General features: G+C 37.4%; 18 protein-coding genes and 1 pseudogene. 8 read left to right on the plus strand and 11 right to left on the minus strand.

The annotated features are described in order from the left end of the window. The first annotated feature begins 45 nt into the window (after positions 1-45). Positions 46-1,038 carry a tryptophan--tRNA ligase gene (gene trpS, locus F9U64_RS01885; RefSeq protein ID WP_153401108.1) on the plus strand — a complete coding sequence of 331 codons (993 nt, stop codon included), beginning with the start codon at positions 46-48 and terminating at the stop codon, positions 1,036-1,038. 102 nt (positions 1,039-1,140) lie between these two features. Here the strand turns inward: trpS and F9U64_RS01890 are convergent, their stop codons facing one another. The 5 genes from F9U64_RS01890 to F9U64_RS01910 all read right to left on the minus strand — a co-directional run bounded on the left by F9U64_RS01890 (position 1,141) and on the right by F9U64_RS01910 (position 5,807). Continuing rightward, complete coding sequence (locus tag F9U64_RS01890; RefSeq protein ID WP_153401110.1) at positions 1,141-1,896, minus strand: DUF3603 family protein; 756 nt, start codon at positions 1,894-1,896, stop codon at positions 1,141-1,143. 77 nt (positions 1,897-1,973) lie between these two features. Continuing rightward, complete coding sequence (locus F9U64_RS01895; RefSeq protein ID WP_153401112.1) at positions 1,974-2,186, minus strand: YuzI family membrane protein; 213 nt, start codon at positions 2,184-2,186, stop codon at positions 1,974-1,976. Positions 2,187-2,438: 252 nt separating this feature from the next. Beyond that, complete coding sequence (fabF, locus tag F9U64_RS01900) at positions 2,439-3,680, minus strand: beta-ketoacyl-ACP synthase II (RefSeq protein ID WP_153401114.1); 1,242 nt, start codon at positions 3,678-3,680, stop codon at positions 2,439-2,441. Between the two features lie 32 nt (positions 3,681-3,712). Further along, positions 3,713-4,648 (minus strand): beta-ketoacyl-ACP synthase III, encoded by a 936-nt coding sequence (locus F9U64_RS01905; RefSeq protein ID WP_153401116.1) that lies wholly within the window; start codon positions 4,646-4,648, stop codon positions 3,713-3,715. A 178-nt stretch (positions 4,649-4,826) separates the two neighbouring features. Next, a complete protein-coding gene (locus F9U64_RS01910) occupies positions 4,827-5,807 on the minus strand; it encodes a BMP family ABC transporter substrate-binding protein (RefSeq protein ID WP_228275550.1) in 981 nt (326 codons plus the stop codon). Positions 5,808-6,079: 272 nt separating this feature from the next. Between F9U64_RS01910 and F9U64_RS01915 the strand changes: the two genes are divergently transcribed. Further along, complete coding sequence (locus F9U64_RS01915; protein WP_153401118.1) at positions 6,080-6,253, plus strand: YjzD family protein; 174 nt, start codon at positions 6,080-6,082, stop codon at positions 6,251-6,253. A gap of 245 nt (positions 6,254-6,498) precedes the next feature. Here the strand turns inward: F9U64_RS01915 and F9U64_RS01920 are convergent, their stop codons facing one another. Both F9U64_RS01920 and F9U64_RS01925 read right to left on the minus strand, forming a co-directional pair. After that, a complete protein-coding gene (locus F9U64_RS01920; protein ID WP_089741331.1) occupies positions 6,499-6,810 on the minus strand; it encodes a metal-sulfur cluster assembly factor in 312 nt (103 codons plus the stop codon). Positions 6,811-6,885: 75 nt separating this feature from the next. Then, the gene (locus F9U64_RS01925) at positions 6,886-7,650 is read right to left on the minus strand and encodes a prolyl oligopeptidase family serine peptidase (protein WP_153401120.1); all 765 of its coding nucleotides are present in this window, start codon (positions 7,648-7,650) and stop codon (positions 6,886-6,888) included. A 145-nt stretch (positions 7,651-7,795) separates the two neighbouring features. On the opposite strand from F9U64_RS01925, the gene F9U64_RS01930 reads away from it, so the two are divergent. Further along, positions 7,796-8,647, plus strand: coding sequence for a Cof-type HAD-IIB family hydrolase (locus tag F9U64_RS01930; RefSeq protein WP_153401122.1), 852 nt, complete (start codon positions 7,796-7,798; stop codon positions 8,645-8,647). A gap of 73 nt (positions 8,648-8,720) precedes the next feature. Continuing rightward, entirely contained in the window at positions 8,721-8,912 is a 192-nt protein-coding gene (locus tag F9U64_RS01935) for a DUF3813 family protein (protein ID WP_153401123.1), read from the plus strand. Between the two features lie 15 nt (positions 8,913-8,927). Here F9U64_RS01935 and F9U64_RS01940 read toward each other — a convergent pair whose 3' ends face one another. Next, the gene (locus F9U64_RS01940; RefSeq protein ID WP_153401125.1) at positions 8,928-9,356 is read right to left on the minus strand and encodes a hypothetical protein; all 429 of its coding nucleotides are present in this window, start codon (positions 9,354-9,356) and stop codon (positions 8,928-8,930) included. A 104-nt stretch (positions 9,357-9,460) separates the two neighbouring features. Between F9U64_RS01940 and F9U64_RS01945 the strand changes: the two genes are divergently transcribed. Beyond that, a complete protein-coding gene (locus F9U64_RS01945; RefSeq protein WP_153401127.1) occupies positions 9,461-9,724 on the plus strand; it encodes a NifU N-terminal domain-containing protein in 264 nt (87 codons plus the stop codon). Positions 9,725-9,902: 178 nt separating this feature from the next. Here the strand turns inward: F9U64_RS01945 and F9U64_RS01950 are convergent, their stop codons facing one another. Together F9U64_RS01950 and F9U64_RS01955 are read right to left on the minus strand one after the other, a co-directional pair. Continuing rightward, positions 9,903-10,763 (minus strand): BsuPI-related putative proteinase inhibitor, encoded by an 861-nt coding sequence (locus tag F9U64_RS01950; protein ID WP_228275551.1) that lies wholly within the window; start codon positions 10,761-10,763, stop codon positions 9,903-9,905. 51 nt (positions 10,764-10,814) lie between these two features. Then, positions 10,815-11,625, minus strand: a pseudogene (locus F9U64_RS01955) (YitT family protein). Positions 11,626-11,869: 244 nt separating this feature from the next. On the opposite strand from F9U64_RS01955, the gene F9U64_RS01960 reads away from it, so the two are divergent. From F9U64_RS01960 to F9U64_RS01970, 3 genes are all read left to right on the plus strand, one after another. Beyond that, positions 11,870-12,739, plus strand: a complete 870-nt coding sequence (locus tag F9U64_RS01960; RefSeq protein ID WP_153401131.1) for a DegV family protein — start codon at positions 11,870-11,872, stop codon at positions 12,737-12,739. A gap of 51 nt (positions 12,740-12,790) precedes the next feature. Next, the gene (locus F9U64_RS01965) at positions 12,791-13,648 is read left to right on the plus strand and encodes an SDR family oxidoreductase (RefSeq protein ID WP_153401133.1); all 858 of its coding nucleotides are present in this window, start codon (positions 12,791-12,793) and stop codon (positions 13,646-13,648) included. Positions 13,649-13,780: 132 nt separating this feature from the next. Further along, positions 13,781-15,121, plus strand: a complete 1,341-nt coding sequence (locus tag F9U64_RS01970; RefSeq protein WP_153401135.1) for an MATE family efflux transporter — start codon at positions 13,781-13,783, stop codon at positions 15,119-15,121. Positions 15,122-15,221: 100 nt separating this feature from the next. Here the strand turns inward: F9U64_RS01970 and F9U64_RS01975 are convergent, their stop codons facing one another. Beyond that, a complete protein-coding gene (locus tag F9U64_RS01975) occupies positions 15,222-16,616 on the minus strand; it encodes an alpha-amylase family glycosyl hydrolase (protein ID WP_194287251.1) in 1,395 nt (464 codons plus the stop codon). Between the last annotated feature and the right edge of the window lie 91 nt (positions 16,617-16,707).

Raw genomic sequence — 16,707 nt, forward strand, 5'->3', positions numbered from 1 at the left:
GAGAATGGGCCTTTTTTGTATTTAATAATTTTATGAGGTGAGAAGATGAAAAAGATTTTTTCAGGAATCCAGCCAAGTGGAACATTAACATTAGGAAATTATTTAGGAGCAATGAAACATTTCGTGACATTACAAGAGGAAAATGAGTGTTATTTCTGTGTGGTTGATGAACATGCCATCACCGTACCGCAGGATCGTCTGGAACTGCGTCAGAATATCAAATCCCTTGCAGCATTGTATATAGCATCAGGTATCGACCCGGATAAGTCGGTATTATTTATCCAATCAGAAGTGCCGGCACATACACAGCTTGGCTGGATGCTGCAAACAGTAAGCTATATCGGGGAATTAGAACGAATGACGCAATTTAAAGATAAATCAAAAGGAAAAGAAGCAGTATCAGCAGGTTTACTGACATATCCACCACTGATGGCTGCAGATATCCTTTTATATCAAACAGATATTGTGCCAGTCGGAGAAGATCAAAAACAGCACTTGGAATTAACTCGTGATTTAGCTCAACGATTCAATAATCGATATAATGATATTTTTACCATCCCTGAAATCAGCATTCCTAAGGTTGGTGCACGGATCATGTCATTGCAGGAACCAACGAAGAAAATGAGTAAATCTGATGAAAATCAGAAAGCTTCAATCTTTATGCTTGATACAGAAAAGCAAATTGAGAAAAAAATTAAGAGTGCAGTAACGGATTCTGAAGGGATTGTGAAGTTTGACAAAGAGAACAAGCCAGGAATCAGTAATTTACTGACAATTCATGCTAGTTGTACTGGAGAAAGTATTGAACAACTGGAAGCAAAATATGAAGGAAAAGGTTATGGAGACTTCAAGCAGGACACTGCTGATGCAGTAATCAGTACACTAAGACCAATTCAGCAAAAGTATCAGGAATTGATGGAATCGGAAAAACTTGATCAATTACTTGACCAAGGAGCCGAAAAAGCAAACTTTGTTGCTAATAAAATGATTGTTAAAGCGAAAAAAGCAATGGGGCTTGGACGCGTTAAGAAGAAGTAATATGGAAACTAAATGAAATAATAAAAAGAGCATTTATTGAATGCTCTTTTTGATTTCGAACAGCCTTTACAGCAGCAGACACCCCCACTGACCAGAGTCCCTTTATTTTACAGACTTTGTTGTCATATTGTTTTGTTCTTCTTCCAGTATGTTTTCATAAAAGGCTTGCCCTTTCATTATTTGCCTGCAGAAGTTTTCATGTTTGTTCGACCATCCTGTTACTAAATCATTGTACAAATGCTCCCATGCTTGATTAAAATTCATTCTTTTTATTACAGAATAATTCTCAGGCTGCCATTCTGTAAGCCAATATCTGATTTCCTCAAGACATTGGGAAACTTGGAGCTGGTCCAGAGCGATCATGAGCAGCTGCTTTAATTGCCGTTCTCTTCTTGTCAGACCTGTCATAGATTCAGGAGGCAGTGAAAGGATATGGAATTCCTTTTCCTCTACATTATCAATATGATATGTTTTTGCTTCTCTTCCTTCAATTAACTCTAATACAAGCCTTTCCTGTCTTGGGATTAAGCGACTTTTCCTTATTGGTATTTGATACCCCATCGTATCAAAAGCAATAATAGCCTGACCATCTGTCACTATACATGCATATTCTAATACTTTTCTGTCTTGGTTTTTCCGTGTATATGCACGCTTATAAATCTGGTCTAATATTTCCCGTGGTATGTCATGTAAGTCGTTCTCAATCGTATGAAAGGTTTTTTCATCAATATAAAGTACAGGGACTTGATCTAATATTTCAATACCATCAGAAGTCCGCCATTCGTGAAAAGAACAGATGTTATAACCATTCTCCTCGCCTTCAAACCAATTCACCCATACATCATGTAAATATAACATATGACAAACCCTCACTTTACGCTTTTTTCTTATCAAACAGTATGACCAAATGAGGAAAATTTATTCTTTTGCTGTTATTATTTAACAGACATGACTGATAATTTATTTAAGGCAAACCCCATCATGATTAAGCCTGCTATAAAGAAATAGCATTCTATTTTAGTTTGGATAATGGATAAGTAATCAAGAAAAGTGAGACCTGCTGGGATAAAATTCAAGTATAAAATAATCGACATACCACCTGAAATAGCAAACCCAAATCCTAGTAAAAAAAATAATGCATAGATCAACTTTATTCACCTGCTTGTCCTTAACTTTCTACTATGTATATGTACAAGCATTATTTGATAGAATGAAAAATTGTCGCTTGAATTGACACTAGTGTGCTAGTTAGGCACTGGTAATACGTAAAATTTATGTCTAACTATATTCTGTGTCTCCTTTTGATAATGGAAAGCTACTCTATTTATAAGATATGAACAATTAAAAAAAGCCCAAACTTTTCACAAAGTTTGGGCTTCCGCTCGTTTCATCATGTAATATTATGCTTGGAACTTTCTAAATATCAAAGTTACGTTATGTCCGCCAAATCCAAGTGAATTGCTTAGTGTCACGTTAATTTCCTTTTGCTTCGCTTCATTCGGTACATAATTTAAATCACATGCAGGATCCGGTGTTTCATAATTGATGGTTGGTGGTGCAATACTATCTTCAATTGCCTTCACACAGGCAATTGCTTCTACCGCTCCTGCTGCTCCGAGCAAGTGGCCAGTCATCGACTTAGTTGAAGATACGTCTAATTGATAAGCATGGTCACCAAATACTGATTTGATTGCTTGTGTTTCAAATGAATCATTATATTCTGTACTTGTACCATGTGCATTAATATAATCAATATCTTCTAAGGCAACTCCTGCATCTTCAATCGCTTGTTTCATTGCACGGCCTGCACCTTCTCCTTCTGGAGCTGGTGAGGTAATATGGTAAGCATCCCCAGAGGCACCATAGCCGATAATTTCCGCATAAATTTTCGCCCCGCGTTTTTGGGCAGATTCCAATGTTTCCAAAATTAAAATACCTGCACCTTCACCCATTACAAATCCGTCACGATTCTTATCAAATGGACGGCTTGCAGTTTTTGGATCATCATTAAAAGATAAGGCCTTTGCTGTAGAGAATCCGGCAAATGACATTGGCGTTAATGGTGCTTCCGCTCCTCCAGTAATCATAAATTCAGCATCGCCACGCTCAATTACTTTGTAAGCATCCCCGATCGAGTTCGCTCCAGATGCACAAGCAGTTACTGAACAGTTATTAATCCCTTTTGCACCTAACTGAATCGACACTTGCCCTGCAGCCATGTCAGGAATAAGCATCGGGACGAAGAATGGACTTACCCGTTTATAACCTTTATCAACAAAGCGTCTGAACTGTTCATCATATGTCGCCATTCCACCGATTCCAGAACCAATCCAGACACCAACTTTTGGTGCAATCTCATCGGTAATCTCCAACTTTGCATCCTCTACTGCCATTTTGGCAGCAGCAACTGCATATTGTGTGAAAAGATCCATTCTTTTCGATTCTTTTTTCTCCATATATGCTGTCGGATCAAAGTCCTTTACTTCTCCTGCAACTTTTGCAGGAAATTCATCCTTATTCACTTTTGTGACATAATCAATTCCTGATTGTCCAGTTTTTAATTTATCCCAAAATGTATCTACGTCATTTCCAAGTGGTGTGATTGCTCCCAATCCTGTTATAACTACTCTATTTTTAGTCATGCCCTTCTTCCTCCTTCATTCTGTATTTAATTTTATTTGCCCCACTTAAGTGCTACAGCACCCCAAGTTAAGCCGCCGCCAAAACCTACTAATACGACGAGATCATTATCTTTTATTTTACCGTTTTTTACACCTTCAGACAAAGCAATTGGTATGGATGCAGCAGATGTATTTCCATACTTATTTACATTGACTGCAAGCTTTTCAGGTTCAATACCCAAACGTTGTCTTGCCGCTTCCATAATTCGAATGTTGGCTTGATGCGGGATTAAATAATCTACATCCTCTTTAGCATAGCCTGCCTTTTCTACAACATTCACGGAAGACTCCGGCATTTGGCGCACAGCGAATTTAAATACTTCTCTTCCGTTCATCACAATATGAGAACCTTCCTGTGCCAGGTGCTTGCCACCAGATCCATCAGAACCTAGCTCAAAAGATAAAATTCCTTTTTCTTCACTGACAGGCCCCATCACCGCTGCACCAGCGCCATCACCAAATAATACACAGGTATTACGGTCTGTCCAGTCTGTTATTTTCGATAATTTATCTGCACCTATAATCAGAACATGTTTATAAGCACCTGTTTCGATAAATTGTTTGGCTGTAATGACACCATACATAAACCCGGCACATGCGGCACTGATATCCATTGCTGCCGCTTTGTTTGCACCCAATCTGTCCTGAATCTTACAAGAAACTGTAGGAAAAGACTGATCTGGTGTTACGGTTGCGACCATAATCAGATCAAGATCTTCTGCTTTGATTCCAGCCTCTGTTAATGCATTTAATGCTGCTTTATATGCTAAATCTGACGTATCTTCCTCATCTGAAGCAATGCGTCTTTCTTCAATTCCGGTTCTTGTACGGATCCATTCATCACTTGTATCCACAATTTTTTCCATATCAAAGTTAGTTAATATCTTCTCAGGAGCATAATGTCCTGTCCCTAAAATACCTGCTTTCATCGTATCCTTCCTCTCAAAGGAATTATTATCAATTATTAAGACTTGGTACTAATTTTAAGATATTTTACACTAATTTTCAAGTTTTTAATTTTTTATTTATTTCGTTTTTGTTGTGTACTATTTCTTTCACTTTTATTCATGCTTTCCATAAAAGAAAACCATAGTCACACAATGCTGACTATGGTTGACTTGTTTCATTCAGTTGATATGGCAATAGGCCTGTTTCCATATAGTTATCGATATTTTTCTGAATATCTTCCTGGATATGGGAAGGAACTTTGTCACTGAATGGGCCCATAGTGATCACTTCTTCCGCAAAACCAAAGTTATAGATGCCGCCTTCCAGATCGCCGTTGCTTATCTGTTCGACCGCATAAACATATAGTTTATCAACATGCTGAACGGTACTAGTCAATACAGATTGTCCACCAATCGGCTGCTGATCATTTACATATCCTATGGAAAAAATCTGATCAGACTGAGCTGCTTCTATAACTGGCACACTGTAAACGTCGCCTGTTGGATAGATGACATCAACCCCGCTTTCGGCCATATTATGATAATACTCCATCGCTAATTCAGATTCATTCCAACTGTAAACATATTGGATATCCACATCAATATTATCATTTATATATTTTACACCTTCATAGAATCCTTCTACTTCCGGCTGCCATTCATAAGCTGCAATGAGTCCAACACGATTGCTTTCCGTCATCTCAGCTGCCAGCATACCAGCAAAATATCCCATTGCTAGTGAGTTGAAATTTAAGCTTGTCAGGTTTTCATCAGAATAGGCGCCGTTTACATAAAGAAAGTGGATATCAGGATATGATGCTTGAATATTATGAAAAAACTCACCATAAATGCTGCTGTGACCAATTATCAGCTGTACACCCTGATTGGCGAATTCCTCTACCGCACGATTTACTTGCTGTTGTGTAGCAACACTCTCTCGAAAAAACACTTCCATGTCTAAATCATCTTGAATTTCAAGTAAGCCGCGATATCCTTTATTGCCCCAAGTCTGATCATTAATCGTTTGCTCGATTAACATCCCAACCCGATTGATTTCTTTATTATCTCCCAGCTGCATACAACCAGTTAATTGAATTGTCGTTAACAAAATTAGTATATATATTCCAAATCGTTTTTTCAATCTATGCACTCCTTGGAAAAGCTGCTAAAATTCCTGCAAATGCCTTATAATGGATGTTCAAAAACACACACACTTATAGCACTATTCTATCGCTTTGAACCCTAATCGTAAATAAAGAAAACATTACAATATGATTACAAGTGTGAATATTTACCTAAGATAAATATTCAGATAATTTTTTATTTATTTTACAGTCATTATTTGATAAACTAGAGAAGATGAATTTATATGTTAGAACCTTTACATAATTGCAGTAGAAGAGGTGATATTCAATGAAATATGTAATGACTATTTTTTGGGCACTTATCATAAGTTTAGTTGTCGGTTACGTATTAGCCAGCATGGAAGGAAGTTCGTTAAATGTGCCAGGAGCACTTGCTGTTGCAGCAATATTCAGTATTGTTGTCTTCATATTGGGTGACGGCATTCTTAAGGAAGAAAACTGATACGAAGTTGACAGCATTTTAGGCACATCTGGAAATAAAAAAAAACGGACATTATCGTCCGTTTTTTTTATTAAGTAAAGAAAGTATAAACGGAGATGTCTAGCTCCGAGCGCCAGAAACTAGGCGACTTCACGAATCGCCCTACGATAAGTCATCATCGATTCGCAAGCTCACCGTCATTCCTTTATCTCAGTTGATTCGCTCCAGTCGCTACGTTTCTAAGAGGGCACTCTACGCTTTTCTTTTTAATCCGGAATTCCAAGGGCGATTTTCGCATAACGGGACATGCGATCTTTTGACCATGGCGGACTCCAGACAATATTTACATTGGTGTCCTTTACTTCTGGAATATCTTCCATTACTCGTTTAACATCTTGTTCAATATGACCAGCTAATGGACAACCCATAGCAGTTAACGTCATTGTTACTGTGGCAATCCCTTCATCATCAAGATCCACACCATAAACAAGACCAAGATTCACAATATCTATACCAAGCTCCGGGTCAATAACATTTTCCAGAGCTCCCATTAAATTCTCTTCTAACGCTTGATCCATTTGTATCCCTCCTTGTCACATTTAAAGCATATCCTTATTATAAACAAAAATCTCACTTTTTTAAAATGATATTTATCACAGCCTGTACTCTAACCAGTTAACAAACTCTACAATTGCAAAACGACTTACTTTATGCCCACGTTTCATTTCTTTTAGGAAACGGATATTTTCCGGGTTTTTATAATGCTCAATCGCTTCCTCATAGAATTCATAAGCATGATCAAAAGGAACTACCTGATCATCCTCTCCGTGCCAGAAAAATAATGGTCGACCAAACAGTTTATCCAATTGCAAAGATAAATCAATTTCTTTCAAATCCTCTAACATAAATTCAATCTGGCTATCAGAAATTGGAAAATCCTGCACCTTTCTTTTGGTGTATTCAATTAATTGATTCGCATATGTCGTAAGTTTCGGTGAACCCATCAGGATACCAGCTGTATTAATCCAGGAAAACTGTGTCAAAGCAGCTGCAGTAGTAATCCCGCCCATACTGGTTCCTGCAAGGCCAAATCGATTGACTTCCACTAACTGTTTTGCCACCAGTTCTTCATATATTGTTTCAATATCATCTAAGTTTTGTTTTACTATATCAAAAAAGCGCATATCACGCTCTGCTTGAGAGATCTCTTCCTCTCGTTCCCCATGCAATAAACAATCAGGCAGAATTACACGATATCCTTTTTCCGCAAGTAAATAAGCAATTGGTAAATTATGTTCTTTCGCACTGGTAAAACCATGCATATATGTAAGAGTTGGAAGGGATGTATCCTTCTTCTCATGATCCACTACATGCAAAATAGGGATGTCATTCCAATATTCTTTATTTACGATTATCATATAACTTATCCTTTCATTAAGAAGTTCCTACACAATAATGATATATCTTTCCAATCTAACATGCAAAATATAGAAACAAAAATATACAAGATCTTTACATCTGTTCCCAACCTAGATAAACTATACTACAAAGTGAGGTGATGATATGGCGAAGGAAAAACATTTAATTGCACTGGATCTTGATGGGACACTGTTAACAGATCAAAAAGTAATAAGTCCCTATACCAAGAAGATGGTGCAGCAAGCAATGAAAGAAGGACATATTGTAATAATAGCAACAGGCAGACCACACAGATCAAGTATTATGTATTATCATGAACTTGGTTTACATACTCCGATGGTGAATTTCAATGGAGCGCTAATTCACCACCCTAAAGATAAAAACTGGGACAGTATCCATTCCCCATTACCAAACCGGACTGCGAAGAAAATCATCCAGACTTGTTATGACTTTGATGTGGAGAATATCTTTGCCGAGATTGAAGATAACATTTATCTGGATCAATATGACGAGGAAATTTTGGAGATTTTTACAGAACCAGATCACCGAGACTTAATCACTATTGGCAGTTTAAAAAATCATTTACAAGAAGACCCTACTTCGATTCTGATTCACCCTAAAGATGATCATATCGAAGAACTAAGAAAATATTTAGATGAAGAACACGCCTCTGTTATTGAACACCGGAAATGGGGTGTCCCTTGGAATGTCATTGAAATTGTCAGAAAAGGAATTAATAAAGCAGTCGGGCTGAAAAAGGTCGCTCATTATTATCATATCCCGCAACATAATATTATTGCATTTGGCGATGAAGATAATGACCTGGAAATGATTGATTTCGCAGGTATAGGGGTTGCGATGGGCAATGCAATCAACGAATTAAAGCAATTAGCTAAGTATGAAACGAAAACGAACGAGAAAGATGGTATCGGTACATTCCTGACAGATTATTTAGAATTAAGAGATGAACCGATTGGAAAAGATTTATCAGAATAAGTTTATCCGAAATTCTTATACTAAGCTTGATCATCTTTTGATGGTTAAGCTTATTTATTTAGGAGGGCTACCAATGCGTAACAATATGTTTGAACAAGCAAAGAATGCAGTAGGAAATCTAATGAGCAGAAACAGTTTTAACGAACAGGACAAACAAGCTGCCCAGAATGCTATTCGATCAGCTTATACAAATGCAACTGCAGAAGAACAAAAAGAATTACAGCAGTTAGAACAACAGTTACAGCAGCAAAATGAATTAAAATAAGCTTTTATTACACCATCAATTTTTGGTGGTGTAATTTCTATTCCCACATGTGAACAACACCAGCCCGTAAATAAGATGTCCAAGAAACCATAGGGTGATCGCAGTAAAATCATCGATCGCTGGCGTATCTTTTTTTGCCAGTAATGTCAACGGAAAATAACTGAATGCTGCGGCGATACTTATCAGAAATGCTGTGACAATCTGTTGACGCCTGGATAAACTTGATGGCAGAAGGAAGTAAATATAAGCAATAAGCCAAGCAATAAGCAAATGAAAGAACCATTCTATGACAGGCGACAAAGATTTCCCTTCAAAGAACGGGATAAAATCCACATTCATTAATAATGTGTATACTTTTACATTTATTATTCTCTCGATTACCCACATAAAAGATCCCAATACTGTGCCGGAAATTGTTCCTAATATAATTGATCTCCTGATCATACTTTATCATCCCTGTCTTCTCAACGTTAATAGCAAAAACTTTTTTATTATCAGTATTTCTGATATTATAGAAAGAAAGTACGGTGAAATGGGAGGAAATAAGCATGGCTATTCATGTAGAAGCAACACCAAATCCAAATGCAATGAAATTTACCAGTGACAAGATGATTTTTGATGGAAACAGCAGTGTCTCTGTAATGTCTGGGCAAACTAGTGAACATGAAATCTTAAATGAATTAATGAAAATTGATGGTGTTGATAATGTATTTGGTTTTCAGCATTTTATTACGGTAAATAAAAAAATGGATGCAGAATGGGATACTCTGACAAACCAAGTGGAAGAGGTTATCAGTAACTTTGGTTATTAGATTGAAAAAATGCTCCAAACTATTTTATTGCGATAAAACCCGAACTTTACTTAAAAGTTCGGGTTTTTGTTTATGTGAAAAGTTGGTTCATATGTCGCTCTGTCAAAACTCTCCTGATTATCTTTTGTATGATGGGTTAACATTATTGGTTATAACCCGGTCTCTTCTTCTTATTAAATTATTGGATTTGATCCAATTGAACAGGAACAACTTTTGATCGGTCTTCATTGAAAATTGTCATCAAAATAGTACCATTAAACGGCAGATCCTCTTCAGCAATTGCTACATCAACTGTAAATGTACCCCATTGTTCTCCTTCAACTGGAATTTCTGTCTTTTCCACTAGATAATTATGTCCATCTTCTACTTCATAATAAGCTGCACCAATGGATGAATGGATCTCACCGGTTACCTGGTAGTTGCCATTTTCGCCTGTTACTTCAATGTTACGGATTAACTCATTACTATCTGATCCTGCTTCCTGTGCCTGATCTCCATTCTGTTCTGTATTTTCTCCAGCTGATTCCTCTGACATATCTGCAATTTGCAGTGTGAAAGTATTGGCGAATCCTTCCGGGACTTCTTCTCCATTTATTTCAGACGGTACGAGCTGCATTTCCACATTATATTCCCCAGCTTCTACATCCTCGCCTATTTCCCATACTTCTTCCCAAGTTGCTGACTCACCGCTTGGTATTGTTTCTTTTACGACAGCTTCTGTGAATAATTTATCTTCAGAAAACTGGTAGATTGTTTCGTCTCCTTTTTTCACTAAAATATCGTATTGTTTGCCTGACGGAAAAGAAACTTCTACGTCCTCTTCATGATGATTGATTAATTCAAAGTGAAAGTGAACTCCATCTTCTTGCTGTTCCGCTTCTGTTACAAGTTCTAAGTGGTCAGTAATGGATTCATTTGTCTCATTTTCCTGGCTTCCCTGTGCATTGGCATCTTCATTTTCATTTCCTTCATTCCCTGTCCCACATGCGGCCAGGAAACCAACCATTAGTAAAATAAGTAGTGTTGCTAGTTTTTTCATCATAATCCTCTCCCCTTTTACAACATTAGTCGTTTGACGAGAAAAAAGGTTTCAATCATTTTTTCGGAAAAACCCATAAACGCCTGCTGTCTGTACAACATTTGTGAAAGCATTCTCGTCAACTTCTTTTATAATTTTTTCTAAATCATAGAGCTCATATCTCGTAATAACTAAGTATAACATGTGTTTCTCTTCTTTGGTATAAGCCCCTGTGACCGGCAGAATAGTTATACCTCTTATCATTCGTAACAATCATTGCAGTTACTTTCTCGTGACGTGTATGTATACCATCTATTACACGAGTGGTTACATAAAGACCTACTAATGTATACAACGCATTTTCAGGTTCATTGAGCAGCCCTGCGATTAAAATAATCAGACCATTGATTGCCATCAAGTAGCCGCCAATTGGTTTATCCTTTAATCGGGACAGAACCATTGCCACAATATCCGAACCACCTGTCGAAGCCCCCCATTTTAAAGTGATCCCGACACCGACACCTGCAATAACTCCACCAAAAACTGCATTTAAAATAATATCATCTGCAAATTTCACGACTGGAAGGATCTCGAGAAATAGAGAGGTGAAAATTACAGAGAGAAAACTGTAGATCGTAAATCCTCTGCCTACTTTGAACCAGCCCAGAATGGCAACAGGAATATTTAAGATAAATAAAAGAATACCTGTACTGATGCTCTCTATCCCAAAATAATCCGTAAATACTGTTGATAAAATCTGTGATATACCAGTAAACCCACTGGCATAAACATTGGCACCTATTAAGAAAAAGTTAAGTGCTATGGCGTTAAGTATTGCCCCTACTATAACAATAGCAATTCGCTTTGCTTCCATTAAAAACAATAAAATCCCTCCAACCTGAACTATCTCCCAATTTTTTATATACCCTGTACTATTCTCTTTTAATCGGAAATACATTATGTATCATAGAGAAAATTACGTTAAAGCGTGTGTTTGAACATCCTCTTAAAAGTAAATCAATCTATTTTCTGTTTTACTTTGACTCTAATTAGAGATATGCTTAAACTTATATTAGACTAAAACTGAACATACATACATATGAACGAAAAATAAAGGAGGCTTTTATATGACAGTAAAAATAATTGCTGACTCTGCCAGCGATTTAGCCAAAGAAGATTATGAAAAATACAATATACAAATGGTGCCGCTTACAGTTCAATTAGACGGGGAAAACTATGAAGATGGTATCACCATTTCATCAAAGAAAGTATATGATGCGATGCGTGAAGGCAAATCACCTAAAACAGCGCAAGTAAGTCCACAGACATTCCAGGACACTTTCGAAATGCATGCAAAAGAAGGAAATGAGGTTGTTTATCTTGCCTTTTCATCCGAATTATCGGGAACATATCAAACTGCTAAGTTAATGGAAAAGGAAGTGAAAAAATCCTACCCAGATTTTGTGTTACATGTTCTTGATACTAAATGTGCCTCATTAGGATATGGACTTGTTGTGTTAAAAGCAGCAGAAGCAGCAAATAATGGAGCATCTGTTGAAGAAGTTGTATCAATAAGTAAACACTATTATGACAGCATGGAGCATATCTTTACAGTCGACGATTTAGAATACTTGTATCGTGGAGGACGAGTTAGCAAAACAGCTGCATTCGTAGGTACATTACTTAAGGTAAAACCATTGCTGCATATGGAAGATGGAAAATTAATTCCACTGGAAAAAGTGCGCGGTTCGAAAAAAGTTTTCAAGCGAATGATTGAATTAATGGAAGAACGCGGTGCAGACCTGGAAGATCAAGTAATTGCGATAAGCCATGGTGATGCAATCGATACGGCAAATACACTTGCAGAAATGATTCGCGAAAAATGGAATGTAAAAGAAATTAAAATAAATATGGTCGGCTCTACTATCGGTGCCCATGCCGGACCTGGAACGATCGCTTTATTTTTCCTTAACAAGCCAGCCAAAAATCTTACATGATCTTTGTTTGATTAGCCATACTAGTTAAAAACTAGTAGGAGAGTGATGGGAATGGCTAATAACCAGAAAAAAGTATTACCAAAACAGCATCAGACAAGACAGCCTGGCTTCGAGCATGAAATGAACCCTCTTCCTGTAAGTATCCAGCCAAACTACCAGTCAGCACAAAAACTGAAAGGTAAAGTTGCTGTTATTACAGGTGGAGACAGCGGAATCGGACGTGCTGTCGCTATTCACTTCGCCCGTGAAGGTGCTGATATAAATATTGTCTATTATGATGAAGATAAAGATGCCGCAGATACAAAGAAAGCGGTGGAACAAGAAGGTGTGAGCTGCAGCCTTTTCAGGGGCGATATATCAGACAGCACTTTCTGTAATCAAACGATTGAGAACATTGTCAATCAATCGAAAACAATCGATATTCTTGTGAACAATGCTGCTGTTCAGTATCCAAAGCAGGATTTCCTGCAAATCACTGACGAGCAATTAGAAAAAACATTCCGAACGAATATATTTGCATATTTTTATACAACAAGAGCTGCTCTGCCCTATATGAAAAAAGGAAGCACGATTATTAACACTTCTTCGATAACGGCCTTTCAGGGTAATGAGAGCTTAATTGATTATTCCAGTACAAAAGGTGCCATTACAACATTTACAAAATCACTGGCAAAATCTATAGTGAGTAAAGGGATTCGGGTTAACAGCGTAGCACCAGGCCCGATTTGGACACCTTTAATTCCTGCTTCGTTTGATGAAGATACTGTCTCAACCTTTGGCTCAGATACTGGAATGGGAAGACCTGGAGAACCAGCTGAAGTTGCTCCTGCCTATGTTTATTTGGCTAGCGAGGATTCGAGCTATGTTACAGGACAGACAATCCACATAAACGGCGGGCAAATCATCTGAAATTACACTTAATAAATAGGTTAATTTTATCTAAAAACTCAGTATTTTACTGAGTTTTTTTGTTTATTTTTCAATAGGTTTAGTGTAAAGTATTATCTTTAAAGAGAAGATTATTAGGAATGAGGAAGAACTATGAAAAGTACAGACACAAGGAAAATGACACTATTTGCTCTCACCTGGCCGATTTTCATCGAAATATTATTACACATGTTAATGGGGAATGCAGACACACTGATGCTCAGTCAATATTCTGATCATTCAGTAGCTGCAGTAGGTGTGGCAAATCAAATCTTATCTGTTGTCATCGTGATGTTTGGTTTTGTTGCCGCTGGTGCTTCTATATTAGCTGCACAATATCTTGGCGCAAAACAGGAAATAGATGCAGCCAAAATTTCGATGACCTCGATTAGTCTTAATTTCATCTTTTCCCTTGTCATTAGCCTTGTTTTATTTCTATTGAGCGATACGATTCTCGGGTTAATGGATTTACCGAAGGAATTAATGGACGAAGCATCCATCTATATGAACGTTGTTGGTGGATTTATGTTTATCCAGGCACTGATCATGACAATCTCTGCCATTTTAAGAAGCTATGGCTATACAAAGGATACAATGTATGTAACGATCGGGATGAATATACTTAATGTTATTGGAAATTATCTGTTTATCTTTGGTCCTTTCGGCTTTCCTGTTTTGGGTGTGGAAGGTGTTGCATATTCTACGATAGTCAGTCGTATTATTGGATTTATTGTGATTACTTTTGTATTGATTTTACGCAGTCAGAAGAAATTGCCGTTTCGATCACTGTACAGATACGAAAGAAACCATGTAACAGATTTATTAAGAATTGGCATTCCATCTGCTGGTGAACAGCTTTCCTATAACAGCAGCCAGATGATTATTACTTACTTTGTTGCACAGTTAGGAACCCTTGCTATTACAACGAAAGTGTATGTTCAGAACTTAATGATGTTTATTTTATTATTCTCCAATGCCATCGGGCAGGGTACGCAGATTCTGATTGGTTATATGATCGGGGAAGGAGATATTGATTCTGCCTATCAGCGTTGTATGAAAAGCTTAAAAATTTCCATTATAATCAGTACGATTACTGCCGTGATTTTTTATGCATTTCATGAAAGTCTTATCGGTATTTTTACAGATGATCCTTCTATTATCGAGAAAGGTGCCTTGCTATTATTAGTGACCGTTATTTTAGAGCCAGGCCGTGCATTTAATTTAGTTGTCATAAGTGCATTACGGGCAGCAGGTGATGTAAAGTTTCCTGTATTTCTAGGAATTCTCTCTATGTGGGGAGTTAGTGTTACCTTCGCCTGGTTCTTTGGTATCTTCCTTGAACTAGGACTTGTGGGAATATGGATCGGCTTTATTGCAGACGAATGGCTGCGTGGTGTACTAATGTTAAAACGCTGGAAATCAAGAGTCTGGACTAAGAAAGCATTTGTTAATTGAGAGAAAATGAACGGGGCACTAAGGTTCTCCCATTACCCAATTTAACGCTGATATGCACGGTTTATTCCTTATTATGAAAGCACGCAAAAAGCGTCCAACATTATTTTGTTTGACGCTTTACTTTTATGTTATATGCGATAATGAAGGCAATAAAACCTCCGAATACAGCAATCATCAGTGCGATAAAAAACCAGTTCATACCAGTACTCTGCTCTACGATAAAAAGATTACTTGATTCACGTTCTAACACTATCCGATGCGTACCATCTTCATGCTCTCTCACTATATTGTCTTCCAACAGACCAGTTAGCTGCATGTCAGACCCAATATCTTCAAGGGAAGAGACTTGTGTTTTGGTGTCATTATTGATTGCAATATACATTGTTTCTTCTGCTGCCGTTCTTTTGAAGACAGTCAGTGCTCCCGCTTGATCCACTAGTTCGAAATCACCTTCAGTAAGTGCTGGTGAAACATTACGAATCGAAGCAAGTTTCTCTATATGCTGGATAATTTCTTCATCTGCTTTATTCAGTTCAGCCATACGAAGATCCGGCTCAGCTTTACCATTATCCATCGGCACCTCTAACCCTTGATAAAACAAAGAAGAACCAGGTAATGTATATAGTAATGTTGTGGCAAGTTTCCATCTTGTAACAGGATGATAGCCTTCCCTAACTGTCTCAAAAGTAAAACGATTCGTTAAGACAGACTCCATATAGTTCACCTGCTCAGGATCCATTACCGACTCATCTTCAAGCAGTGGTGCTAATGACTGACCAGGCTGTTTCAATAGATTTACTGCTTCTTCATGAAAAGCATGATTCATTGAAACCCCATCATATTCTACTCCGTCCAAAATAATAGCTTTGTCAGCAAGCGTTTCTTTTATTTGTTGAACTAGCTGTGGATCAGTTGATTCATTTACATATAAATGAAAACCATCCACACCTTGGTCAACCCAGAAGTTTATCGAATCCATTATATAATTAATCGAATCACTCGAATACTCCAAGCCTGCTAATGGCTGATCCAAAAGACCATTTGACTGCTCTTCAGAAGCAAAAGGATGATCAGGATCAACTTGAGATAATACAAAATCCATGATAACCATTAAATCTTCCTCATGCGCCTTTTCGACTAATGTCTGTAATTCTTCCATTGTTCCGAAATTTTCATTAATCGATTGATGATCCATCGTATCAAACCCTGTGAAGGATGTCGATTCCATGATCGGGCTTAAGTTAATGGCTGTGAAGCCTTTTTGTTTTATCTTTGGTAATTCATTTATTATTCCTGCGATATCTCCGCCATGATACGCTTCGGGATCTTCAATATTAATTTGAAAATCATTGTTACTATTTCCATTTACGTATCGATCCACAAGGATGTAATAAATTCTTTCATCTAATTGAACAGCTGCTTCCACCTTTGTTACGGGAAGAATGAACAGAATGAACGCGATGATCGCAAAGCATTTTACAGTAAACTTCTTCATAAAAAATCCCCTTTTTCTATCGTTGTCTCCATCTTCCATTATCCTAGACTAAGATGGTTTGTCAATCAATAGTTAAAAAGGGGATCATTCT

This window comes from Gracilibacillus oryzae (assembly GCF_009498735.1).
GTDB classification, from domain to species: Bacteria; Bacillota; Bacilli; order Bacillales; family Amphibacillaceae; genus Gracilibacillus; species Gracilibacillus oryzae.